The 21,802-nt window shown below is 66.9% G+C and carries 21 protein-coding genes and 2 pseudogenes; 3 read left to right on the top strand and 20 right to left on the bottom strand.

Annotation, left to right across the window (positions count from 1 at the left end; translation table 11 throughout):
* Positions 1 to 54: 54 nt before the first annotated feature.
* The 6 genes and pseudogenes from MW290_RS32500 to glnS form a co-directional block, all read right to left on the bottom strand.
* Positions 55 to 495: pseudogene (locus MW290_RS32500) on the bottom strand (Bax inhibitor-1 family protein); the annotation flags it as partial.
* An 87-nt stretch (positions 496 to 582) separates the two neighbouring features.
* Positions 583 to 939, bottom strand: a complete 357-nt coding sequence (locus MW290_RS32495; RefSeq protein WP_250200254.1) for a hypothetical protein — start codon at positions 937 to 939, stop codon at positions 583 to 585.
* Between the two features lie 599 nt (positions 940 to 1,538).
* Complete coding sequence (locus MW290_RS32490; protein WP_250200253.1) at positions 1,539 to 2,363, bottom strand: TniB family NTP-binding protein; 825 nt, start codon at positions 2,361 to 2,363, stop codon at positions 1,539 to 1,541.
* Positions 2,364 to 2,404: 41 nt separating this feature from the next.
* Positions 2,405 to 3,940 carry a TnsB C-terminal domain-containing protein gene (locus tag MW290_RS32485; protein ID WP_250196059.1) on the bottom strand — a complete coding sequence of 512 codons (1,536 nt, stop codon included), beginning with the start codon at positions 3,938 to 3,940 and terminating at the stop codon, positions 2,405 to 2,407.
* Positions 3,941 to 4,221: 281 nt separating this feature from the next.
* Positions 4,222 to 4,407 (bottom strand): annotated as a pseudogene (locus MW290_RS32480) (ferritin family protein); the annotation flags it as partial.
* A 56-nt stretch (positions 4,408 to 4,463) separates the two neighbouring features.
* Positions 4,464 to 6,233, bottom strand: coding sequence for a glutamine--tRNA ligase (glnS, locus tag MW290_RS32475; RefSeq protein WP_250200273.1), 1,770 nt, complete (start codon positions 6,231 to 6,233; stop codon positions 4,464 to 4,466).
* 175 nt (positions 6,234 to 6,408) lie between these two features.
* Between glnS and MW290_RS32470 the strand changes: the two genes are divergently transcribed.
* On the top strand, positions 6,409 to 7,290 hold the full coding sequence (locus tag MW290_RS32470; protein WP_250200252.1) for a helix-turn-helix transcriptional regulator: 882 nt from the start codon (positions 6,409 to 6,411) through the stop codon (positions 7,288 to 7,290).
* A gap of 56 nt (positions 7,291 to 7,346) precedes the next feature.
* Here the strand turns inward: MW290_RS32470 and MW290_RS32465 are convergent, their stop codons facing one another.
* A complete protein-coding gene (locus tag MW290_RS32465; RefSeq protein ID WP_250200251.1) occupies positions 7,347 to 8,297 on the bottom strand; it encodes a CorA family divalent cation transporter in 951 nt (316 codons plus the stop codon).
* A gap of 56 nt (positions 8,298 to 8,353) precedes the next feature.
* Positions 8,354 to 8,914, bottom strand: coding sequence for an MOSC domain-containing protein (locus MW290_RS32460; protein WP_250200250.1), 561 nt, complete (start codon positions 8,912 to 8,914; stop codon positions 8,354 to 8,356).
* 317 nt (positions 8,915 to 9,231) lie between these two features.
* Between MW290_RS32460 and MW290_RS32455 the strand changes: the two genes are divergently transcribed.
* Complete coding sequence (locus MW290_RS32455; protein ID WP_250200249.1) at positions 9,232 to 9,921, top strand: cytochrome P460 family protein; 690 nt, start codon at positions 9,232 to 9,234, stop codon at positions 9,919 to 9,921.
* A gap of 96 nt (positions 9,922 to 10,017) precedes the next feature.
* Positions 10,018 to 10,980, top strand: coding sequence for a cytochrome P460 family protein (locus MW290_RS32450; RefSeq protein ID WP_250200248.1), 963 nt, complete (start codon positions 10,018 to 10,020; stop codon positions 10,978 to 10,980).
* 52 nt (positions 10,981 to 11,032) lie between these two features.
* On the opposite strand, the gene MW290_RS32445 is transcribed toward MW290_RS32450, so the two are convergent.
* From MW290_RS32445 to msrB (MW290_RS32390), 12 genes are all read right to left on the bottom strand, one after another.
* The gene (locus MW290_RS32445) at positions 11,033 to 11,479 is read right to left on the bottom strand and encodes a GreA/GreB family elongation factor (protein WP_250200247.1); all 447 of its coding nucleotides are present in this window, start codon (positions 11,477 to 11,479) and stop codon (positions 11,033 to 11,035) included.
* Positions 11,480 to 11,606: 127 nt separating this feature from the next.
* Positions 11,607 to 12,671, bottom strand: a complete 1,065-nt coding sequence (locus MW290_RS32440) for a GGDEF domain-containing protein (RefSeq protein WP_250200246.1) — start codon at positions 12,669 to 12,671, stop codon at positions 11,607 to 11,609.
* A gap of 297 nt (positions 12,672 to 12,968) precedes the next feature.
* Positions 12,969 to 13,733, bottom strand: a complete 765-nt coding sequence (locus MW290_RS32435) for a ZIP family metal transporter (RefSeq protein WP_250200245.1) — start codon at positions 13,731 to 13,733, stop codon at positions 12,969 to 12,971.
* Between the two features lie 19 nt (positions 13,734 to 13,752).
* Complete coding sequence (gene msrB, locus MW290_RS32430) at positions 13,753 to 14,250, bottom strand: peptide-methionine (R)-S-oxide reductase MsrB (RefSeq protein WP_250200244.1); 498 nt, start codon at positions 14,248 to 14,250, stop codon at positions 13,753 to 13,755.
* Positions 14,247 to 15,197, bottom strand: coding sequence for an L-histidine N(alpha)-methyltransferase (egtD, locus tag MW290_RS32425; protein ID WP_250200243.1), 951 nt, complete (start codon positions 15,195 to 15,197; stop codon positions 14,247 to 14,249). The genes msrB (MW290_RS32430) and egtD overlap by 4 nt, the downstream gene beginning before the upstream one ends.
* A gap of 2 nt (positions 15,198 to 15,199) precedes the next feature.
* Positions 15,200 to 16,420: an ergothioneine biosynthesis protein EgtB gene (gene egtB, locus MW290_RS32420; RefSeq protein ID WP_250200242.1), complete on the bottom strand. Its 1,221-nt coding sequence runs from the start codon at positions 16,418 to 16,420 to the stop codon at positions 15,200 to 15,202.
* 54 nt (positions 16,421 to 16,474) lie between these two features.
* Complete coding sequence (locus MW290_RS32415; protein ID WP_250200241.1) at positions 16,475 to 17,242, bottom strand: FAD-binding oxidoreductase; 768 nt, start codon at positions 17,240 to 17,242, stop codon at positions 16,475 to 16,477.
* A complete protein-coding gene (locus MW290_RS32410; RefSeq protein WP_250200240.1) occupies positions 17,235 to 17,843 on the bottom strand; it encodes a sulfite oxidase-like oxidoreductase in 609 nt (202 codons plus the stop codon). Before MW290_RS32410 ends, MW290_RS32415 begins: the two co-directional genes overlap by 8 nt.
* 37 nt (positions 17,844 to 17,880) lie before the next feature.
* A complete protein-coding gene (locus MW290_RS32405; RefSeq protein ID WP_250200239.1) occupies positions 17,881 to 19,287 on the bottom strand; it encodes a mercuric reductase in 1,407 nt (468 codons plus the stop codon).
* Entirely contained in the window at positions 19,284 to 19,565 is a 282-nt protein-coding gene (locus MW290_RS32400) for a DUF427 domain-containing protein (protein ID WP_250200272.1), read from the bottom strand. Before MW290_RS32400 ends, MW290_RS32405 begins: the two co-directional genes overlap by 4 nt.
* Before the next feature lie 56 nt (positions 19,566 to 19,621).
* Positions 19,622 to 20,809: a bifunctional alpha/beta hydrolase/OsmC family protein gene (locus tag MW290_RS32395; protein ID WP_250200238.1), complete on the bottom strand. Its 1,188-nt coding sequence runs from the start codon at positions 20,807 to 20,809 to the stop codon at positions 19,622 to 19,624.
* An 80-nt stretch (positions 20,810 to 20,889) separates the two neighbouring features.
* Positions 20,890 to 21,330, bottom strand: a complete 441-nt coding sequence (msrB, locus tag MW290_RS32390) for a peptide-methionine (R)-S-oxide reductase MsrB (protein WP_250200271.1) — start codon at positions 21,328 to 21,330, stop codon at positions 20,890 to 20,892.
* Positions 21,331 to 21,802 lie beyond the last annotated feature (472 nt).

The following is a 21,802-nucleotide window of genomic DNA, read 5'->3' as shown; positions in this document are numbered from 1 at the left end:
GCCGTGCCATTGCAGGCCCTGCAGTCCCAAGCGCTCGACCGCATTCGTGTCCTCACCCAGGCCGGCGAGGAACGCAACCAGGATGCCGGCGAACAGAAATCCACCGAGGAATCCGAAGTCACGTTTGCTCGTCAGCGCATAGGCCGAGAGCCCGAGGAAGATCGCCGCTGTACCGCCCATGGCCATCAGCACCACCTGGTGCCCGTTGGCCAGGGAAAGGTAATGGCCGACGATCGGCCCCAGCGTGTAGCCCATGAAGCCCGTGAGCGCGAACACCGAGACGACGCCCCAGCCGCTGTTGCGCAGCTTGGTCGTGGCGAACAGCAGACCGAAGTACCCCGCCAGCGTGAGCAGGATGCCGGGATGGGGCAGCTTCCACGCGGAGGACAGGGCCGCGGTGCCGGCGCTGAAGGCAAGCGTTAGCGCGAGCAGCGCGTAGGTGTTTCGCAGCACCTTGTGCGTGGCCAGCACGCCCGCCGCGCCGGCGCCTGCCATGTCACGGGGCAGCGTTTGAAGTTGGTTCATGGTGGCCTCCTTTCAGGCTGTCGTCGATCGCCCGCCGGGTGTCGGCGTGCGGTCCTCTCAATTCAAGCGGTAGGCGGAGGGCGACTCCGCGCTGACTTCGTCGCCGGTGTCGAAGTACATGACCGAGCGCACCAGGCCGCTGCGCGGCACCTGGATGACGCGGGTCAACGTATCGCGTGCGCCGGGAAGCACATCCGCAAAACTGGCCGTCACCTCGTAGCGGCCGGCCGGCAGCGCAGCCAGCAGCAGCGGGCCGTCGGTGCGGTGCTCCAGCACAACCTCGCGCGACGGCAGCGACCGAACCGTGACGTCGACATCGGCCAGGTAGGCGCCGCTGCCGCGCGCGGCCAGTACGAGCTTGAGGTTGTAGTCCGACGCCTGGCTGCGCAGTTCGGCGAAGTCCTCGACGCTCACGCCACCGCTGCGATGCGGCACCTGCGTCGACGCGATGGCACCTGTTGAGATCTACAAACCTTGCTAATCGTGTCCACGAACTGCGCTATCGACGCCGCGGGACCCTGCAATCGAGATGCCGGTGCCTGTTGGCCGCTTGCCGACGCCGGCTGAGGTAGCTCAAGAGCCGGCCCATGTTGCGATGCTTGCGCAGCGTTGACCTTCCCACCCAGCTCGATTCGCCGGGATGCTTGTTGCAGACGAATTCGTGCCCGTGCAACCAACCAGCTGGCCAGCATGGCGCCGTGACATCCAAGGGATTGAGGAACAAGCAGGAGTGGCAGAACGGGAGGTCCTGTCTACTCGGCAGGGGCCCCTGCGGACCGAGCGCAGCGATGATTTCGTTGCTCACGCGGGCAAGCCTTGCCAGAACCTCGCAGCCCCCTCCCCTGGGCGCTGGCACCTCAAGCCACGAGAGTTGCCCGTCGGCGAAGATCTCCGTCACTCCCGCCGATGACGCCAGCTCATCGACCGTCAATCGATAGCGCGATGCCATGCGGCCGAACCAGCTACCAAAGGCCTCGCCTTCAAACGGTCGATGCGCCACAGGCCAGGGTCGATCACGACGGCCGACTTGCCACATGCTCGAGATGCCCCAGGGTGATGCGCTCGCTGCCGTCTCGGATGGCGGCCTCGGCCGCATCGTTGAGCAGCCGCGAGACCTCGCCAAGCAGCCCACCGCTGACCGCACTCAGGTACTGCACCAGCGGGCGCTGGGTCAGCTCTGATGGCCGCTTCAGCGGCAGTGCCGCCTCGAACGCGGCCAGGAGGCGGCGGAACTCCTCGCTCTCGCTCCAGCGGGGCAACTCCAGCGGCGTGAAGCGGCTGTGGATCTGGGCGTCGCTTTGGAACGCCACCGGCGCCTCGCTCGTGCCGACCGCAACGATGGCCATCCTGAGCTCGTTGGAGAGGTACTTCAGCAAGTTCAGCGAGCCGCGCTGCTCCCGTGCGCTGCCAGCCAGCAGGTGGTGCACCTCGTCGACGATCAACAGCCGCGGCCCTATTCGGCGCAGGATGTCGCAAGCCACTTGCTCTAGGCTCGCCAAGGTCGAGTTCGGGCCTTGAGGTATCCCCACTGCCGTCAGCAATGCCCGGTAGAAGCGCCGCTGATCGGGAGACGGCGGCATCTGCAGGCTGATCACGGGTCTGTGCTCGACGCCGCGCACAGCGTCGAAGGCAGGCGGATGTTCACGAAGGAACTTGGCCACGATCAGCGTCTTGCCGATATTGGACGGACCGTGCAGCAGCATGCACGGCATGCGTTCGCGCTGCGGGGTGTCCAGGAGCCGTTGCAGCCGTTGCAGCGCCTGCGTCGCACGTGGGTAGTCGATCCAGCGGTCGGTCCGCAACGCCCGCACCCGCTGCTCGTCGTCGAGGTCGAGCATCTGCCTCGCTGCGGGATGAAGGTGGGAGCGCTCGCGCACGATCACTTCCAGATCTCCACGGCGTAAGGTGTCACCGGTTTGCTGTAGTCCACTTCCGTCGGCTGCCCAGAATCGCGGGTCTGAAGTTCAGGCGAAGGCGCCGCTGGTGGCGCCTTCGAGTTGCGGCGCGCCCGGCGTGCCGATCGCTCGGCTTGCTCCACGATCTGTCGTTGCGCACCGATGGCGCGGAAGACATGCTCTTCGGACACCCGGGGCACATGCGCCGCCCTGAGGGCTCGCACGGCGGCACGCTGCTCCCACAGCGTGATGCGAGGGCGCCGCAGGTCGGCGTAGTTCGCCTGCACATAGTTGCGCCCGTCGGCGCTGACGAAGATCCTCGACAGGTCCTCGGGGTGGTAGCGCACCCTCACCCTCTGCCGCTGTTCGCGCCAGACGACGAACACGGGGTTCCAGTAGCGGATGTAGAAAATGGTCAGGCCATCGGCCTGGATCGAGCGGTGGGCCAGCGGCATGAAGTTGATCAGCAGCTTCATGGCCTCATCGGGCCCAGGCGCAAGTTGGCGTGGGGCACGCTGTTCAACCAGTGACTGCCATGCCGAGAAGGGGGTGGAGCGGAACAGGCCCCGATGCTCGCTGTGGTGGTAGCGCTCGCCGACTTCGAGGGCCAGCCAACGCTCGAATTCCTCCAAGGTCAGACAGGCGCGCTGTTCGGGCTTGCGCGCCTTGCGGCCGCGCGGCGAGTTGCCGGTGGCGCCGGGCAGACCCTTCAGCCGCTGCATCAGCGTGCGGTTCATGCGCTCGATGTGGCCGCCATAGTTCGGGCGGCCGACCGGCCGGTGGTCGAGCTCGATGCCGTACTGAGCGCAGCCCAGGCGAAGGGCGCGGCTGCGGAACTCGGCCGCGTTGTCCAGGTGCAGCCGCTGCGGTAGGCCGGCCATCGGCCAGTCGATCTGCAGCCCCAGGTGAGCCAGCCAGGCCGCCTTGGGCTGGACGATGCGGCTGACCAGGAGGGCCACGGTGCCGGCACCGGGCCGCTCCATGCCGATGAAGAAGGCCGGGACCGTGCGCGTGGCCAGATCGATGGCCACCGACAGCCAGGGGCGGCCGATGACCTTGCGGGTGAAGCGGTCGACGATGAGGACGTCGGCCTGGGTGTGGTCGATCTGCACGATCTCCAACGGCCAGTCCGCTCCGAAGCTGCCGGGCGCGATTGCAGCGCCTGGGAGAGAGGCCAGATGCTGGAGTTCCTGGCCGCGGTGCGAACGCAGCCTGCGCGCCACCGTGTTGCGTGACGGCGCCACGAGACCATGTTCCGTGCAGCGCCGGCGAACCTCGTTGAAGGTGTCCAGCACGGGGTGTGCGAGCTCGCGCTGCCGCGGGAACCACTGTTCGACGACCGACGAGACGATCGCCTCGACCGCAGGCGCCAGCCGCCAGGGTTCGCCGCGGCGGCCTCCCGCGTCCGGTACCAGCGCAGACGTTCTCGGATCCGCCAGAAATCGAGCACGAAGGCGATAGACCGTGGTCCAGTGGACACCCAGCAGTTGGCCCGCGCGCTCGGCCTGCTCGCGTCTCATGGGACCTCGGCCTAACGGCCTCAGCACGCGAGCGATCCGGACTTCACGTTCGCCGATCTCATGGGGCGACTGCATCCGTTCACCTCACAAATGCGCCAGTAGCATGCTTCATGGACACGCCAAATGCAATAGCGAGGTTCGTGGACTCGGTGTCACGTGTTGTGGTCAACTCGCAACGGACGACGAGAGGGTTCAGAACCCGAATTTCCTTGTTGAATCAATACCTTAGCCGCAGGTCTCGCTAGCACGGTTCGTGGACATGGCTAGTGGGGTTCGTGGATCTCAACATCCTCGTCGCGGTTGTGCTCGAGAATTTTCTTGAGTACCGGGTCCTTGCAGGCATGGGCGCGCTGGTTGTACCAATCCACTGCCTCCAGCTCCTCCATCAGCGACACGATCGCACGGTGCATGTCGCGCACGTCGTCGCTGAGTTCCTCGATGGGTTCGTGATAGCCCTCGTTTGACATGATCTTCAGACTCCTCGGGTGGGTTGGATGTGTTGGTGCGGGGTGATGCGTTTGCGTCATCCCGGCAGGGATGATCGCAGCGCGGTGCTGCGGTTGAACACCGGCGTGCCGGCTCGGTGGCGGTGCAAGTCCGCGACGAAGTAGCCCAGGCGCTCGAGCTGGACATGATGCCCTGGGCCCGCGGTGGCCAGCGTGGGCTCGACGAAGCCGCGCGCGATGCGCCGGCTGTCGGGGTTGACGAGGCTGCGAAAGTCCGCCTCGCCTTCGTCCGGACGCTCCACGCCGAACAGCGGCTCCAGCAGATGCAGCTCGGCGGCCACCGCGTCGTGCTGCGCCAGCCAGGTGATGGTGGCGCTGACCTTGTGCGCATCGGCCCCGGGCGTGCCGCTGCGGCTGCCCGGTACGATGCGCGCCTGCACCGACTCGACCTCGCCGCCGGCCGCACGCTGAAATCCGGTGCACTCGACGATCAGGCCGTACTTCAGCCGCACCCGCCGGCCGGGCGCAAGGCGCCGGAAGCCCTTGGACGGCTCGGCCTCGAAGTCTGCGCGGTCGATCCACAGCCGCGGGCCCAGTCCGAAGTGGCGCAAGCCGCGCTGGGGGTGCATAGGGTGCACCGGGGCAGTACACGGCACGCTGGTCAGCGTGCCGAACTCCTCGGCCCAGTTCTGCAGGTCCAGCGGCAGCGGGTTGATCACGGCCATCGCGCGCGGTGCACGCTCGTCGAGGTCGTCGCGAAGGGCCTGCTCCAAAGCCTCGTAGGGCACCCAGGCCGCATGGCGGCTGGCGCCGGTGGCCTCGACGAAGTTGCGCACCGCCGCGGCCGTGAAGCCGCGCCGGCGCAGGCCCGCCAGCGTGGGCAAACGCGGGTCGTCCCAGCCGTCCACGAAGCCTTCGTCCACCAGCGCCTTGAGCTTGCGCTTGCTGGTGACGGTGCGCGTGAGGTTCAGCCGCCCGAACTCGTACTGCCGCGGCGGCGGCGCTTGCACCAGGCCGAGACGCACGAGGTGCGCAAGCAGCCAGTCGTAGAACGCGCCATGCTCGACAAACTCCAGCGTCGCGATGCTGTGCGTGATGCACTCCAGCGCGTCCTCGATCGGGTGAGCGTAGATGTAGGCCGGATAGATGCACCAGGCGCTGCCGGTGCGATGGTGGGGCACGTGGCGGATGCGGTAGAGCACCGGATCGCGCAGCTGCAGATTGGGCGAGGCGAGGTCTATGCGCGCGCGCAGCACCATTGAGCCGTCGGGATGCCGACCCTTGCGCATCTCGCGCAGGCGCGCGAGACTCTCCTCGCGCGGACGATCGCGCCAGGGGCTGGCCACACCCGCGCTGGCGTAGTCGCCGCGCGAGGCGCGAAGTTCGTCTCCGCTTTGCTCGTCCACATACGCCAGTCCATCGCTCACCAGTGCCTCGGCAGCGCGGTACATGAATTCAAAGTAGTCGCTGGCGTGGTACAGATGCTGGGTGTCGCCGGCACCCCAGTTCCAACCCAGCCAGCGCACCATCTCGACGATGCCTTCGACGTAGGCCTGCTCCTCCTTCTCGGGATTCGTGTCGTCCATGCGCAGGTGGCACACACCACCGAACTCGCGCGCGAGGCCGAAGTTCAGGCCGATGCTCTTCGCGTGCCCGATGTGCAGATGGCCGTTGGGCTCTGGCGGGAAGCGCGTTCGCACGGGCATCGGATCGCGATCACCGCTGGCGTGGTGCACGGCATCGCCGGGCGATCCGGCCCAGCGGCGAGCAGCATAGGTGCCGTCCGCGAGGTCGCGTTCAATGGCGGCACGCAAGAAGTGCGGCGGATGCTCCGGATCGGGGGACATGTCCAGTTGGGGTGACAGCGGAGAAGATGGCCCTTGGCGGGGCTTCGCCGTTCGGGGTTGCCCGTGATCGGCGCGACAATCAGCGAAGCGATTCTCGGACATCGCATCGATGCGGGCCACCGGAGCCCCCGAGTTGAGTCTAGCCGCACATCGTCGACCCATCGTCCTGCGCCCCATGCCGAACGTCTCTGCCGTGGAACCCCCTACCCTCTCCGACAAAGCCGATACCTTGGAGCCGAGCAACGCGCTGCTGAAGTACCTATTGCAGGCCGCTCCCATGGCCTCGATGTTCTATTCGGGAACACTGTGCGGCGTTTCGCCACGCGTGGACGGAACGCAGCAGGGATGTCTGCATTTCCTGATCAGCGGCGAGCTGGGCCTGACGCGCGAAGACTCGCCTCCGCAGATGGTGCAGGGCCCCTGCGTGCTGATCTTCCCGCGTCCGTTGGCGCACCGGGTCGAGGGGCTCGGCGCGGCCGGCGCCGACCTGATGTGCGCGACGCTCAGCGACCTGGGCCAACCGCTGTCCACGCTGATTCCCGAACCGACGATCATCGGCCTGAACGACGCGCCGCGGCTGCGTCAATCGGTGGAGATGATGTTCGGCGAAGCGGCGGACCGTGCCTACGGCCGTGAGGCAGCAATCGACCGGCTGCTGCAGTACGTGTTGGTCTTGGTCGTTCGAAAGCTGGTGGAGCACGACTTGTTGCGCGGCGGCGTGATCGATGCCATGGCCGACGACAAGCTGGCCGCGGTGATCGAAGCATTGCATCGGGACCCCGGCCGGACGTGGACCCTCGAGGCGATGGCGCACCATGCGTTGTTGTCCCGATCGGCCTTCGCGCAGCGCTTTTCGGCGGTGGTCGGGATGCCGCCGCTCTCGTACCTGACTGCCTGGCGAATGAGTGTCGCCTGCGGGCTGCTCGCCCAGGGCAAGGCAGTCAAGCAGGTGGCGTCCGCGGTCGGCTACCGCGATACGTCATCGTTCTCGCGAGTGTTCCAGCGCGCGCTCGGCGTGTCGCCGGCGGCGTGGCAGCAAGCCCGCCTCGAGACATGAGCACCGGGGGTTGACCGACGTTCAGGGTTGGTCATCGGAAACCGGAGGGGCTGCATTCACAGCCGGCTGCGCCCCCCTTTGGCGCGCAGCCAGTTGCGGCGCCGCATCCATAGCAGGGCGGCTGCGGCGAAGGCCGCGCATCCGGCGGTCACGGCGGCAAATGCCCAAGGCCGCTCGGCCATCGGAATGCCCGCCACGTTCATGCCCAGCAGCCCTGTCACGAAGGTCAAGGGCAGGAACGCGGCGGCAGCCATGCTGAGCACCAGACCGACGTTGGCCGTGCGCCGATCCTGGATCCGCTGGGCCTGACCGGCGACGATGACCAGCCGCTCCTGTTGCGCCTGCAGAGATTCCAGCAGGCGCAGCAGCTGATCCTGAGCTTCGTGCCAGCGTGCTCGGTCGTGATCGGTGACGAACGCGCATGTCAGGCGGCCCAGGCCCTCGAAGACCGCGCGCTGCGGTGCCAGATGCCGCTGCAGCCCGGCAATCGTGAGCGACAGGACAGCAAGGCGGCCGCAGGTCGCGTCGCAGCCATCGTCGCCTGCCAGCTCGTGGGCATCGATGGTGGCGGCGGCATCCTCCAGCCGTTCCACCTCCTCGGCGGTCTCGGCCAGATGCGAGTCGATCAAGTCAGCCAGGAACTCGGTGGTCGAGCGAGGCCCGTGGCCCGCGCGCAGCCGCTCGCGCAGTTCCCGCACGGCGTCGATGTCGGCCTCGCGAGTGGTGATGACGCGCATCTCGTCGATCCAGATGCGCAGGCTGATCATGTCCTCCGGGCGGTGTCCGTCGCGCTGGTGCATGGCCTTGAGCAGCACCATCACACCGGCGGGCCGGGGTAGGATGCGCGAGCGGGTGTCCTCGCGCAGCATCGCCTCCACCGCGAGGGGGTCCAGCCCTTCGTCGCCCACGAGGTATTGCCCGGTTTCGGGGTGGCGGATGCACATGTGCAGCCACACGGCACGCGGGCCCGTGGCATCTGCGCCGCCATTCAACTCGATATGGTGCAAGTAACCAGGGTTCTGGCTTGCGTCGTGGCTTGGGTACATTGTCTGCTCCTGCTACGTCAGGTCGCTGGCCGCGACACGGTTTCCTCGACGGCAGGCGCGTCCATGACCGTGACGGCGTCACCCTTGCGCAACCAGCCGCCGCGCACGATGCGCGCCGTAATGCCCCCATGACCGCGCAATGCGTTGTAGCCGCCGGACCCCAGCGCGACCTCCATGCGTGAACAAGGCGCGCACGGTCCTGTCGCCTCGATCACCACCTCTTCGCCGAGCCGCCACAGCAACCTCTGGTCCGGGAAGGGCGACGCGAGCGCCGCCAGATTGACGCCACTGATCACCAAGTTGCGACGCAACAGCCGGGCATCGACTCGGTCGCGACCCGCCAGGGCAGCAATCACCGACAAGTGCTCGGCTTGCAACAGGGTCAGCTCGCGGCGCCGAGCTTCATCGCCCGTGCGGCTCTTGACAGAGCGATGGTCACCGCGCAGACCAAATCCTGGCTCAGCCCATGCTTGGTCGGCCCATACCGCCGGCGCCAGCCGGCGCGGGCGCAGCACGATGGCATCGATGCGTCCAGGCATACCAAACCGGGCGACCAGCTCGCGCAGGCCGCTACTCATGCGCATCGTCCGCATCGAGCGAGCGTCCACGTGTCAACGAGGACTTCAAAAGGTGGCATTGTCAAGCGCGTCGATCCGCAGCTGGAAACGTGAGACATGAGGGCGAAGTCCGCGGTCGGAAGCGTACCCCAGCAGCGTCTTGCGGCGCGAGCGCGCAGCGCCATGCACCTTCGGACGATTGGTCAACAGATCAGGATGCACAGCGCGTATTCGACGATTTCGGCGTATACGCCCTCGATATTCTGACGGCACGCCCCGCTTCCCACCCGAGCAGTAGCGCGGCAGGAATCGCAAGATCGGCGAACACCATCCTGAAGGTGCGCGCCGATGTTCCCATCAACCCAATCGGACGACCTGGACAGACCATGAAGATACGATCGAAGAGAACGAATCCCAGCGCCCTGCGCGCGGCCGCCCTGGCCGCCGTCGTGGTCGGCCTTGGCATGGGTGCCGCGGCGCTGGCAGCGCAACCAGGCAAGGCCAAGTACGGCGTGGAGTTTCCACCGCAGTGGACGGCACAGGGCGAACTGGTGCAGCCGAAGGACTTCAGGCAGTGGATCTTCATCGGCTCGCCGATGACGCCTCACGGTCTCAACGACGGCAAGGCCAACTTCCCGGAGTTCCACAACGTTTACGTGCAACCCTCGGCGTTCAAGCACTACCGCAAGACCGGCACCTGGCCCGAGGGCACGATGATGGTGAAGGAATTGCAACTGGTGCAGCCGGCGCAGTTCCCCGATGGCTCGCGCACCGAGGTCTCCGGGCGCGGCTATTTCCCCGCGGGCGTTGCCGGGCTGGACATCGCGGTCAAGGACTCGTCGCGTTTCAAGGAGTCCAAGAACTGGGGTTATTTCAACTACGGCCACCACGCCCCGCCCTACCTGCGGGCGGCAGCTGCCGCCCCGGTGGCGGCTTGCGCCGGTTGCCACATGGCCAACGCGCATGAAGACATGGTCTACATCAAGTTCTACAAGTCGATCCTCGATCCCCTGCCCGTGAAGAAGTAGCGCCATCGCCTTCGATGGCATCGGTCGAATGGGGGCGTGCCCCCCATTTTCGTTCCTCAAGCAGGGCTGACAAAGGTCCGCGCCGACATGATATCCATGCCCCACACCCAACCACTCCTGCGCACCGCGCTGCGGTCGGTGATCCTCCTGACGCTGAGCATGGGCAGCGCGATGGGACAGCGCGCACCGGCGGATGCTTCGACGCTCGACGCGGCTGCCATCGCAGCCCGCACCTACGCCCGTTGGGTGGACTCGCGGGGCAACATCCTGCTGCCCAAGGAGTTCGCGACCGACTGGACGCACCTCGGATCATGGGCCGTACTGGAGAAGGACCAGGTGAAGGATCTCCACGGCGTGTATGCCCCGAAAGAAGAACTCCAGTACTTCCGAAGCAACGGCCGGTTTCCCGATGGCGCTGTGCTGGTCAAGGAAGTGCGGCACGCGCGGGGCAGCACGCACACGACGGGACAAGCCTTCTGGGCCGAAGACGTCGCCGTATGGTTCGTCATGATCAAGGACGAGAAAGGACGCTTCCCCGGCAATCCGATCTGGGGGGATGGTTGGGGTTGGGGGCTCTTCAAGGGTGCCGATCCGGCGCGGCAGGCGGCGACCGACTACAAGAAGGACTGCATGGGCTGCCACACCCCGGTCAAGGACAAGGACTGGTTGTACGCCTATGCGTATCCGGTGCTCGGCCCTGCCGCGATTGCCCAGGCGCCGGCCAAGCCCGCCGTCTCAGCCGCGAAGCCCGGAGCACCGACCTCGGGCGCTGCGGTCTTCGAGCGCTGCGTGTCATGCCACAGCCTGACGCCAGACAAGCATGGGATCGGCCCCTCGCTGGCGGGGGTGGCGGGGCGCAAAGCAGGCTCCAGCTCGGGCTTTGCGTACTCGGCCGCGATGAAGAACTCCGCCGTGGTATGGGGCCGGGAGACGCTGGACCGACATCTTCGCGATGTCAAGGGCTTCATCCCAGGCAACAACATGGCATACATGTTTGCGGCCGGAGTTCAACAAGAACAGGAGCGGGCCGCGCTGATCGAGTACCTGTTGTCCAAGTGATCTGATCTGGCGACGGCGACGCGCGCAGCGCCTCGTGCGCAGAGGCGCGCGTTCAGCGTACGTCTTCGATCTTGATGGTGCGGCCGTTGAACTCGGCGGTGTCGCCGCTTCCCAGCCCGGCGAGCGCGGCGTAGATAGGCGCCTGCGGCGAGATGCCCATGTAGGTCTTGCCGTCGCACTGGAACGCCGAGGTGGCTACACCCACCACGAACCAGCGGCCGTCGATCTTGACCGCCGCGCCCTCGCCAACTTCGTCCTTGGACTCGAAATCGATGCGGCGCAGCGCCGCCAGCGCCTCCTCGTAGGTGTGGATCGGGCACTCGAACGACGCGGCCAACAGGCCGCTGTTGAACGCCTGGGATGACGCATCGGCATCGCCGGGCTCGTCGCCGCGCCCGGCCGCGCCGGCCAAGTACTGTGCGTAAGCGCCTTCGGCAAAGCGCAATTGTTCGGCGGTCAGGGAAAGCATGGTCTGCTTGAGGTGATTCTTGTCGCTCATGGCATCGGGTTTTCAAGAAAGGATTGGAAGGCCGATAGAACCGACCAGCGTGTGTCGGCTCACACGATAGCCCATTGTGACGTGACTGCGCGTGCAACGCGCGAGCGGGCGTCCGGGGTCGTTGCCATCAACCCCGGCCGGTCGGCGCAGGCGCAAGGATCACGCGATTTCGGCCCGCGACCTTGCCCTCGTACAGCGAACGGTCGGCGCGGGCGATGGCTGCCTCGAGAGACTCATGGGGGCCCAGTGCCGTGGCGCCAATCGTGACGGTGATGTTGATGTGCTGCCCTTTCACCGGTATAGACACGCCTGCCAGCTTGCGCCTCATGCGTTCGGCCGTCAGCATCGCGTGGTCGCTTTCGATACCCGGCAGCAGAATCAGAAACTCCTCACCGCCCCAGCGGGCGGCAATGTCGGTCTGTCGAACGACGAGGCGGATCGTTTCGGCCACGCGCTCGAGCGTCTTGTCACCGACATCGTGTCCGAACCGGTCATTGATCGACTTGAAATGGTCGATGTCGCACAGCATGACGAGCAGTGATTGGCCCATGCCGCGGGTTCGCTGTGCGAGACGACCGCCCTCGGACTCGACGTGGCGCCGGTTGGCCAACTTGGTCAGCGGATCGGTCATCGCCTGAAGCTGCAGCGCCGACTGCTGGACCGTGACCAGCGCAAAGTAGTGATAGGTCAGGCCGGTCACGACCAGTGTGACGACGCCCCAATTCATAGCCCGCAGGAATTCAGCTGGGACCGGCGGCAGCGAGCCACGCATGTCGCGACTCAGGAGATCCAACGTCACGATGCCCGCCCCGATGGCAACGGCGATCACCCATTTCTCCCGCACGTCGATACGCCCGCTGACCGCGACCAAGGGCAGCAGGCAGAGCAAGGGCAGCGTGGCTCCGACCGATCGGCCAAAGCTCAGGGCGATCAGCGACTGGTGGGCCAGGATGACAAGGATGCAGCCCAGCAAGGCGGCCAGGAAGACCGCGAACCTGCGGCTGTTGCCCATGAAGCCGCTGAGCGCGATCAGCACGAACCCAGCGGCCGCACTCCAGCGCCACACGGGCTGGTCCACCGACCCCAGCAGGATGGCGTGGACGGGCATGGTGACCACGGCGACCCGGGTTCCAACACGGGAAATGCGCCTGAAGTTCTCGCGGACCTTCTGGGTGTCAAGTACTGACGACATGCATTCCACGTACGCTGTTTCCGCGCGCAGCTTATCAATGAGGAATCCGGTGTCGCAACCAGCGCTTGGCCTTGCACTGCGCGAGCGCCGCGAAAGCGGCTGTTACATCAGTTTCCAGCATGCCGTAGCCCTCGCCCCGCAGCAGGCGGGAATGCAAGGATATCGGCTGCCGGCGTTGCGCCTGTGGCCCAGCAGCATGCCGCGCGCCGCGCCGTTCGGTCGAACTTCACGCGATGGCTTAGGCCCCGCCGGTGCAGGCGGGATCGTGCCGTCACCCGCCCAGGGGTTTAGCCGCCGCTAGCCGCCCAAGGCCGAGATCAACAGCAGGGCCCCGAAGCCGGCAGCAGCCACGAGTCCGGAGAAGCGTGGCCCCTCGTGCGCCGCCTCGGGCAACAGGGTTTCGGCCACCATGGCCAGCAATGCGCCAGCACCAAAGGCTTGCAGCAACAGTGCATCGCCAGCGGTCAGTGCGCCAGCGAAGGCGAACCCCGCACCGGTGAGCACGGTGGTGGCCGCAGCTATCAGCGCCCACAGACCGAGGATCCACGCCACGCTGCGCCGGGCCGTGCGCATGCCGGCCGACGCGGACATGGCTTCGGGCAGGTTGCCCAGGGTGATGGCAGCGATCAGCGCGGCGTTCGGTCCATGGGCGTGCAGGGTCAGGCCCAAGACGATGGCCTCGGGCACCGCGTCCATGGCTGTTCCCATCGCGATGGCCAGGCCACTGTTCGGAACTTCGGCTTCAGTAGGTTGGGCGACGCACTCGCCACAGCGCTTGCGGTCCTTCGCGCCCCGGCGCGACAGCCAGGCATTGGCAGCGCTGAACGCAGCCGCACCACACAGCAAGGCCGCGACGCCTGACCACGGGCTGTGGCGGGTGACCTCGGCCGCGAGTTCGACGGCCGCCGCGGCGAGCAAAAGTCCGGCGCCCAGCGACATGGCGCGCGCGATCGAACGATGCGACAAGCGCGCATACACGCCCAGCAACGCGCCGACCATGATGCCGCTGGCGGTGACAGCCCCCCAGAAGAGCGCCATCGGCAAGGAAACAGCGGATGTCATGCGTGTGTCGAGCCGGGTGTCATGCCGGGCTCAACGTGGTCGGCGCCCCGCCGTCATGGGTGAGCGCCAACGCGTTGATGCACATGCGCAGACCCGACGGCGGCGGGCCGTCGGGAAAGACATGTCCAAGGTGGGCGTCGCAAACGTTGCAGGCCGATTCGATGCGGCGCGCGCCGTGGCGATCGTCGATGCGGTACGCCACCACGGCGTCGGAGGCGGGTCGGGTGAACGACGGCCATCCGCTGCCCGATCGGAATTTGTGCTCGGCTTCAAACAGGGTCGTGCCGCAACAGGCGCAAGCGTATTGACCCGGCTCGAACCGGCTGCACATCGCGGAACTGTGCGCGGGCTCGGTGTGCCCACGGCGGGTGATGTTGAATACCTCGGGGTGAAGCCGCGCGCGCCATTGATCCTCGGTGAGCTCGAGGCGCCGCGGCGGATCGGGGTTGCGCGAGTTGGCACGTGAAATCACATCGGCCCAGGTATGGAACGCTTGCATCGGCGCCTGCAGCCTCATGCCACCCAGTGCAGCACCGCCAGCGCATACCAGCGCCGGTCGTCGGTGATCAGCGAGTTCAGCGCAAACCCACTCGCGGCCGCCAACTCGCGGATCATCTCCGGCGTGTACTTCTGCGACTGCTCGGTGTAGATCGCTTCGCCGGCATTGAAGGTGAACGTGCGCTCGAGCACGCGCGAGCTCACCGCCTGCTCGGTCTCGCTGACCAGGAAGCTGCGCGCCACATGCTCCAACGGACAGTAGCTGGCGTAGTGGCTGAAGCGGGCGAGGTCGAAGTCCATGCCCAACTCGCGGTTCAAGCGTCGCAGCAAGTTGAGGTTGAACGCCGCCGTGACTCCCTGCTTGTCGTTGTAGGCGGCCAGCACAGTGCGCGGGTCTTTGGCCAGATCCAGCCCCAACAGCAACATGTCGCCTTCGCGCAGGCGCGCGTGCAACGAGCGAAGCAGCGCCACCGCGCGTGGTTCGTCCAGGTTCCCAAGGTTGCTGCCCAGCAGCATGGCCACCTGCCGACGTTCCGACCTGACCAGCGGCCAGTGCTCGAAGTAGTCACCCAGCAGCGGCTCGAGCGCCAGGCGTGGCAGGTGCTGCTCGAAGCGCTGGCTCAAGGCCGCCAGCGCGTGCTGCGACACGTCCATGGGTCGGTAGACGCAATCCACGTCCCTGTCGTGCAGCGAGCGGCACAGGCTCAGCGTCTTCTCGCCGTCGCCGCTACCCAGGTCGATGAGGTCCAGCGGCTTGCGTTGCGGGTCGATCCAGCGCGCCAACTCGTCCGCTCGGTCGCGCAGCAGTTGGTGCTCAACGCGCGTGAGGTAATACTCCGGCAAGGCCATGATTCTCTGGAACAGGCGTGAGCCTTCGTCGTCGTAGAACCAGGCCGACGACAGCGCCTTCTGCGCCGCAGAAAGACCGAGCAGCACATGTTTGGCCAGGGCCGGATCGTGCTGCATCGTCAGCTCGACGCCGCCACGTCGCGAGCCGGACGAATGCCCGTGTACTGCCAACGCTCGGGGGCATGGAAGAAGTTGCGATAGCTCATCCGCGCATGGCCCGGCGGCGTGGCGAAGGAGGCGCCGCGAAGTACCTGCTGATTGACCATGAACTTGCCGTTGTACTCACCGCTGGCGTCCGTACTGCGGCGAAAACCGGGGTAGGGTGCGTAGCCGCTTTGTGTCCATTCCCAGCGCCGGCCCCAGCCGAAGCGCGGCGCCAGGGCCTCCCATTCGGCCTCGGTGGGCAGGCGCCACCCGGCCCACTGACAGAAGGCAAACGCTTCGTAGTAGTTGACATGCGTCACCGGCGCCGTGCCTTCCAGGGTCTGCGGGCCCTGCAGCGTGTAATGCAGCCAGCCGCCGGGCTGGGCCGGGTCGGGCTGCCAGTGCAGCGGTGCCCTTTGCGTCTGGGCGGCCAACCAGTCCCAGCCTTCGGCGTGCCACAGCTCATGGCGCGTGTAGCCGCCGTCGGCCATGAAGGCAAGGTACTCGGCGTTGGTCACCAGCGCCTGGCGCAGTTGAACCGCGCCCACGTAGGTTGTATGGCGCGGTGACTCGTTGTCGAACGCAAACCCGGGGCCGGCGTGGCCGATCTCGACCGTGCCGGCCTGCGCCTGCACCCACTCGTCCAGCGGCGGGCAGGTGCCGTCGTGCTCGGCGCTCAGGTCGACCCCGCTGCGGCCGTCGGGGTCGTACGCGGGCAGCAGCGGATTCGTGCCGAGGATCGCCTTGATGTCGGTCAACAGCAGTTCCTGGTGTTGCTGCTCGTGCTGTAGGCCCAGCTCCACCAGTTCACGCTGGCGCGGCTCGAGCACGCCCTGCAGCAACTGCTCCATCGCGGCATCGACATGGGCACGGTAGGCCAGCACCTCGGCCACGGTCGGCCGGCTCATGTGACCACGCTGCGTGCGCGCCACCCTTGGGCCGAAAGTCTCGTAGTAGCTGTTGAAGACGAAGGCGTAGCGGGGGTGATGGACCCGGTAGCCGGGCACGCTGGGTTCCAGCAACAGGGTTTCAAAGTACCAGCTGGTATGGCCGAGATGCCACTTCGGCGGGCTGACCTCGGGCAGCGGCTGGGGAACGTGGTCTTCGGCGGTCAGCGGCGCGCACAGCTTGAGCGAGCGCGAGCGCACGGCGCGATATCGCTGCAGCAGGATGGCTTCGGGTGTCAGGATGGCCATGGGGTGTTTCGGACTCGGGCGGGATCTGGATGGGAACGGGTGGCCTGTCGGGATCTAACCTCCGAAACGCTCAGTGCGGATCGCGCCATCGGGCAACTGGAGATCACGCAACATCGCGGTAACGGATTCGACAAAGCCGTTGCTGCCGCACAGATAGGCGGTGCACGACTGCGCAGCGTGGCCACCCAACCACTGCAGCGCCGTCGCCAGATCGCCGGTTTGCAAGCGCCCGGCGCGGTCTTGCGGTCGCGGAGCTTGCGCTTGCCTGGAGAGCGCCAGCACGCAGCGCATGCGCTCATCGGCGCGCTCCCATTCCTGCAACTCGGTCCACATCGGTACATGCGCGAGCGTGCGCGCGGCCACGCACAGCGCGACCGGCGCGCCGCTGCGGTGGCCTGCCCGATGCGACATCATCGCCAGCAGCGGCACGACACCCGAGCCGCCGCCGACCAACAGGGCCGGTGTCCCGGACTGCGCGCGCCAGACGAAGTGCCCACCGGCCGGGCCAAGGAGCTCGACCTCGTCGCCGACGGCTGCGGCCTCGTGGAACCAGGGCGACACCTCGCCTTCGGGCAGGTACTCGATGCCCAGCTCATACACGCCGCTGCGCTCGGGTGGCGACAGCAACGAGTAGCTGCGTTGAGCCTGATAGCCGTCTTCGGCCGTCAGGCGCACGTCCACATGCTGGCCGGCGAACGGCGCATGCCACACGCGCGGGCGCAGCACGACGCGCTTGATGCCTTCGGCCAGCGGCTCGATGCCCTCGATGCGCGCACCCTGCCAAGCCAGACGCGACGCGGCAGTGCCGCCCGCCTCAGCCATAGCGCTCTTCCTTGAACGGGTCGCCACGCATGTGGTAGCCACGCAGTTCCCAGAAACCGGCCTCGTCCTTGGGCGTGAACTGCAGCGCGTTCACCCACTTGGCCGACTTCCAGAAGTACAGGTGCGGCACTAGCAGCCGCGCCGGGCCGCCGTGCTCGTGCGCCAGCGGTCGGTCGTCGTAGTGCGTGGCCACCATGGCACGGCCACCGGCCAGATCAGCCAGCGGCACGTTTGTCGAGTACCCGTCCAGCGAGTGCGCCAGCACCCAGGGCGTGGGCGCCGCCAGCCCCGCGTCGGCCAGCAGGTCGTCGATGGTCACGCCGCGCCAGCGCGTGTCGAACTTCGACCAGGTGGTCACGCAGTGGATGTCCACCACCTGCTCGGTCTGCGGCAGGGCATTGAACTGCGCCCAGGTCCAGGTGCGCACTGGACGAGGCCCGACTTTCAGGGTGAGGCCCCAATCGACCGGGCTGGGCGCGCGCGGCGCGGGGCCAGCGGTGAGCACCGGGAATCCGTCGGTGAGCGACTGGCCCGGAGGCAGCCGACCGCCATGGTTGTTGGCACCGCGGTTGCGGCCGCTGAAGGAGCGATTGATCGGCATGGTCGTCGTGGGTTCTCGAGAAGGCCTTCGGCCGCCGTCAGGCGGCCGCCAGCGGGCGGCGCCGCTCGATGATGGTGGGCAGGAATTCGGTCACCGTGGGGTGAACGGGCAGCGCGTCGCGCACCTGCTTCCAGGTGCCGCCGCAGGCCATCACCAGGCTGATGGCCTGGATGATCTCGTCGGCCTCGATGCCGAAGATCGTCGCGCCGAGGAAGTGGCCGCTGTCCTCGTCGATCAGCAGCTTGATCACTCCCGTCGTCTCGCCCTCTTCCTTGGCCCGGCTGACATCCTTCATCGCATGTACGGCCATGCTGATGCGCCGGCCCTGCGCCGCCAGCTTGCGCGCATCGGCCTCGTACAGGCCCACGTGCGCCAGGGGGGGATCCGTGAACATGGAGTAGATGACCGGGCGGTCTTCCACGCTGCGCTGCGCCCCGGCCAGGTTGTCGGCCAGGATTTGGTGGTCGTGGTAGCTGGTGTGGGTGAACGCGCCGCGCTGGTTGATGTCGCCCAACGCCCAGATGCCCGGCACGTTGGTCTGCAGCCGCTCGTTCACGCCGACGTAGCCGCGCATGTTGATGGCCACGCCCACGCTGGCCAGGCCCAGGTCGTCGGTGTTGGGCACCCTGCCAGTGGCCACCAGCAGGTGGCTGCCGCCGACAATGCGCCCGTCGGCCAGTTGAGCGCACACGCCCCCAGGCGTGTCCCCGGGCGCCACGCGCTCCACCGCCTGGCCCAGGTGCAGGTCGATGGCCTCTGCGCGCAGCGCATCGGCCAGCATCTCCGAGACATCGGCATCCTCGCGCGGCACGAGGCGCGGCCCGGGCTCGATCACCGCGACCTTGGAGCCAAGGCGCCGGAAGATCTGCCCCAGCTCCAGGCTGATGTAGCCGCCGCCGATGATAACCAGCTTGCGCGGACGCTCGCGCAGCGCCAGGATGCTCTCGTTGTCCAGGTGGGCTTGTTCGGCCAGACCCGGGATCGGCGGGATGAACGGCCGCGTGCCGGTGTTCAGCACGACCTGCGGTGCCGCGAGTCGCCGCTCACCAGCCCGGATCTGAAACCCCCCCTCTGGAGCCCGCCCCTCCAGGCGGGCGTGGGCCTTGATGACGGTCAGGCCGGCCAACCCACCGAGCCAGCGTTCGAGCCCGGCTCGGGACTCGTCCACACGCTGCTGCATGCGCTGCATGGCTGCAGCGAAGTCCACGCTCAGGCCGTCCGCCCGGATGCCGAAGTCGCCTGCGCGCGACGCGAGATGCGCCACGCGCGCCGACTTGCGCAAGGTCTTGGTCGGCGTGCAGCCGCGATTGACGCAGGTCCCGCCAAGATCGCGCGCTTCGACCAGCGCGACCTTCTTGCCCTGCCCAACGAGGTGAGCGGCCAGAAACGGCCCAGCCTGCCCGGCGCCGATGACCACCAGATCAAACAGCTCAACCTGGCTCATGCCTGCACCCGGACGCCGCGCCAGAACGCCACACGGTCGGCCACCGCTTCGGCACCGTGACTGGGGTTCGGGTAGTACCAGGCGGCGTCGATGTTGGTCCTGCCATTGACCACCAGACTGTAGTAGCTGGCCCGACCTTTCCAGGGGCACACGGTGTGGGTGCTGCTGTCCTGCACGTGTTCGCGCTTGAGCGCAGAGAGCGGGAAATAGGCATTCCCTTCAACTTCGACGATGTCGTCGCTTTCAGCGACGACCACATCGTTCCAGATGGCTTTCATTTCGGCGGTTTCCTTGTTTCTGCATTCGCGGAGCCTGATATCCATGTGCTCAGGATTCAGTCGTAGCCGAGCCGGCTCGTAATGACCGGCCTGCCTTCCAATGTGCGATGCACAGGACAGCGGTCGGCAATGCGCAGCAGGTCCTCGCGCTGCGCCTGGCTCAAGGGGCCGTCCAGGACGACTTCACGGCTGATCAGTTCCACGCGTCCATCGCGCCCGTCGCATGCGGCGCAGTCGGTGGCATGGACACGCTCGTGCTTGAGCCTGATCTGCACATCGCGCAACGGGTAGCCCTTGCGTTGCGCGTATTGCCGCAGGGTCATCGAGGTGCATGAACCCAGGGACATCAGCAGCAGGTCATAGGGAGTAGGGCCGCGGTCGCCACCCCCAAGCTCTGCCGGTTCGTCCGCATCGATGTGATGGCGGCCGGCACGCATCGCGCGCCAGAATACCCTATCGTGCTCGCCCACCCACACCTCGCCGGCCCGCAGGCCATCTGATTCCACGTCGGCGCCTTCTGCTGCCAGTTCGGCAGGCAGATAGCGCGAGACCCATGCACCGACGACATCGGCGACGTAGTCCGCGTCCGATTGGCGGCTCAGCAGATGGTCGGCGTCATCGAGACTGACAAAGCTCTTGGGATGAGCGGCTGCCTTGTAGATGGAATGCGCCTGCTCCACGCCGACCACGTCGTCGGCCGACGCGTGCATCACCAGCAGCGCACCCGGCAGCTTGGGCAGCGCCTGCGAGCCATCCCACCGATTCAGCGTATTGAGAAACTCCGCATGCACGTGGAACCCGCGCCCGCCGATCTTCACCAGGACTTGCGTGTTCCTGACATCACCCGTTGGTTGAATGTGCCGCAGCACATGTTGCGCCGTGGCCGGTGCACCGATGGTCACCACGGCGGCCACCCCCGGCAGTTCGCCCGCCGCCATGAGGGCCGCCGTTCCGCCCAGACTATGCCCCAGCAACAGCGACGGCTGCCCATGCGTGGCGGCCAGCCAGTGTGCCGCAGCGACGAGGTCGGCCACGTCCGCAGCGAAGCCCGCGTCTCCGAACTCCCCCCCGCTTTCACCCAGCCCGGTGAAATCAAAGCGCAGCGTGGCAATGCCGCGTTCCGCAAGCGCGCGGCTGATGCGCGTGGCCGCAAGCGAGTTCTTCCCGCATGTGAAGCAATGGGCGAAGATCGCCCACGCCCGCGGCTTGCCGTGAGGCGGCCATTCGATCACGCCGGCGAGCATCGCATCTCGCGAACCCGCGAAACTGACATGCTCACTACGAAGCGCTGCACCCCGCCCCGCATGGGCATGCCCGCGAACGCTCAACTCAGCTTCTCCAGTGACAGCGCGTTGATGCAATAGCGCAGCCCGCTGGGCGCGGGACCATCAGGGAAGACGTGGCCCAGGTGTGAGTCGCACACGTTGCAGGTGGTCTCCACCCGCTTCATGCCGTGGCTGCTGTCACCGTGATAAGCCACCACCCCCGGCGTGACCGCTTGCGTGAAGCTGGGCCAGCCGCTCTTGCTGTCGAACTTGGTGGTGGCATCGAACAACTCGGTGCCGCAACCCGCGCAGGCGTAGCGCCCAGACTCGAACAGCGTGCACATCGACGAGCTGTGCGCGCGCTCGGTGCCCTTTTGGCGCAGGATGCGGTAGCGCTCGGGGCTCAGGCGTTGCTTCCACTGCGCGTCGCTCAGATCGAGCCGGCGCGGCGGCGCGGGGTTGCCGTCGCGCGTCAGCTGCAGCACGCCGCGCCAGGTCAGCGTGCCAGCCGGCACCTCGGGCGCTGGCGGTCGTGCCTCGATTCGCTTCAGGTTGGCAATCAAGGCTTCGGCATCCAGACGGAAGCCGTTGAAGACCACGACGCCTGACGGATCGATCACGATGAACCAGGGTGTTCCGCCGCTTTGGAACCGCTTCATCAGCACCGAGCTGGCGCCGACACGGCCTTCGCCTTCGTCATGGCCGAAGGGGATGGGCAACGCGTACTTCCGCTGGTCGGCCAACATCTGCTCGTAGGTGTTGTGTTCGAAGTCCTCGAACACGGTCTGAACCACTGCGAAGCTGATGAGCTTGGAGCCGCGGAAGGCTTCCACCAGGCGCGTCAGGGTGGGGAAACCCGTGAGGTGGCAGCCCGGGCAGGCGTGTTGGAAGCAGAAAATGAGCTTGTAGGCGCCCGGCATGCGATCCAGGCCATAGCTGCCCATGGGCTGCCCCGACGCATCAACCCAGCGG

Source organism: Aquincola tertiaricarbonis (assembly GCF_023573145.1).
Classification (GTDB): Bacteria; Pseudomonadota; Gammaproteobacteria; order Burkholderiales; family Burkholderiaceae_C; genus Aquincola; species Aquincola tertiaricarbonis_B.
Note: the sequence above shows the minus strand (reverse complement) of the source record. Positions and strands in the feature narration are given on the sequence as shown.

Coding starts and splice junctions, on each gene's coding strand:
- MW290_RS32470 (WP_250200252.1), top strand. CDS start 6,409: ATGCCGAACGTCTCTGCCGTGGAACCCCCTACCCTCTCCGACAAAGCC.
- MW290_RS32450 (WP_250200248.1), top strand. CDS start 10,018: ATGCCCCACACCCAACCACTCCTGCGCACCGCGCTGCGGTCGGTGATC.
- MW290_RS32400 (WP_250200272.1), bottom strand. CDS start 19,565: ATGAAAGCCATCTGGAACGATGTGGTCGTCGCTGAAAGCGACGACATC.
- msrB (WP_250200244.1), bottom strand. CDS start 14,250: ATGAGGCTGCAGGCGCCGATGCAAGCGTTCCATACCTGGGCCGATGTG.
- egtD (WP_250200243.1), bottom strand. CDS start 15,197: ATGCAGCACGATCCGGCCCTGGCCAAACATGTGCTGCTCGGTCTTTCT.
- egtB (WP_250200242.1), bottom strand. CDS start 16,420: ATGGCCATCCTGACACCCGAAGCCATCCTGCTGCAGCGATATCGCGCC.
- glnS (WP_250200273.1), bottom strand. CDS start 6,233: ATGTCCCCCGATCCGGAGCATCCGCCGCACTTCTTGCGTGCCGCCATT.
- MW290_RS32410 (WP_250200240.1), bottom strand. CDS start 17,843: ATGCCGATCAATCGCTCCTTCAGCGGCCGCAACCGCGGTGCCAACAAC.
- MW290_RS32415 (WP_250200241.1), bottom strand. CDS start 17,242: ATGGCTGAGGCGGGCGGCACTGCCGCGTCGCGTCTGGCTTGGCAGGGT.
- MW290_RS32440 (WP_250200246.1), bottom strand. CDS start 12,671: ATGTCGTCAGTACTTGACACCCAGAAGGTCCGCGAGAACTTCAGGCGC.
- MW290_RS32405 (WP_250200239.1), bottom strand. CDS start 19,287: ATGAGCCAGGTTGAGCTGTTTGATCTGGTGGTCATCGGCGCCGGGCAG.
- MW290_RS32395 (WP_250200238.1), bottom strand. CDS start 20,809: ATGCTCGCCGGCGTGATCGAATGGCCGCCTCACGGCAAGCCGCGGGCG.
- MW290_RS32435 (WP_250200245.1), bottom strand. CDS start 13,733: ATGACATCCGCTGTTTCCTTGCCGATGGCGCTCTTCTGGGGGGCTGTC.
- MW290_RS32485 (WP_250196059.1), bottom strand. CDS start 3,940: ATGAGACGCGAGCAGGCCGAGCGCGCGGGCCAACTGCTGGGTGTCCAC.
- MW290_RS32445 (WP_250200247.1), bottom strand. CDS start 11,479: ATGAGCGACAAGAATCACCTCAAGCAGACCATGCTTTCCCTGACCGCC.
- MW290_RS32490 (WP_250200253.1), bottom strand. CDS start 2,363: ATGCTCGACCTCGACGACGAGCAGCGGGTGCGGGCGTTGCGGACCGAC.
- MW290_RS32460 (WP_250200250.1), bottom strand. CDS start 8,914: ATGAGTAGCGGCCTGCGCGAGCTGGTCGCCCGGTTTGGTATGCCTGGA.